The following is a 741-nucleotide window of genomic DNA, read 5'->3' on the forward strand; positions in this document are numbered from 1 at the left end:
ATCTCCTTCGGCAGCCGGTCCACCGGCGCCCGACGCCCCGCCTCCCCGCTCTCCTTCGGGAACTCCGTCCGCCGACGCGGCCGGGGCCGCTCCATCCAGATCCGCGGCGTCGCCGTCAGGTACAGCCGGCGCATCGCCGGAAGCTGCTCCTGGTCGTGGACGACGGCCCACGCCTTCCCGAGCGAACCGCTGGTTCTGTGGGCCTCGTCCACACAGATCAGGTCCCAAATGTCCATGGGGAGCCCGTATGCGCCCTCATGAGCTTCGGTCAGCACCGGCAGCGACGAGTACGTCGCGAACACCGTCACCGGCCCGCTGCCGTAATGCAGCGCCAGCTGCGGAGCGTTCGTCGTCGACGGCACCCGCAGGTCATACAGACGCGGATCGTCATCCATCGAACACACCGCCACCATCGGCCCCGACCGCCCGAAAGCCCGCCACTCCCGCACCGTCTGCGCCAACAACTCCAACGTCGGAAGAAGAACCAGAATCCGACCATGCGGAGAAATCTGCTGCGCCGCACCGGCAGCAATGAACGTCTTTCCCGTGCCACACGCCGCGTGCACCTGACCGCGCAGCCCATTTTTTGGAATCTGCTGGCCGGGCCGGATTTCCAGCCCGGCAACGATAGCGTCCACCGCTTCCGCCTGATGCGGATAGAGCGGAATTTCACCAATCATGACGAGATGCTCCAGATCCGGGGGAGGGGGTAGCCCTTCACTCGTGCTGCATCAGAGTCGT

Annotated in this window: 1 protein-coding gene; it reads right to left on the reverse strand. The window is 66.0% G+C overall.

Features of this window, described 5'->3' with window-relative positions:
• A partial coding sequence (locus JGS39_RS39855; RefSeq protein ID WP_219574634.1) for a DEAD/DEAH box helicase family protein occupies nt 1-680 on the reverse strand: 680 nt, incomplete at its 3' end.
• Nucleotides 681-741: the final 61 nt, after the last annotated feature.

It is taken from the genome of Streptomyces poriferorum (genome assembly GCF_019399235.1).
Lineage (GTDB): Bacteria > Actinomycetota > Actinomycetes > Streptomycetales > Streptomycetaceae > Streptomyces > Streptomyces poriferorum.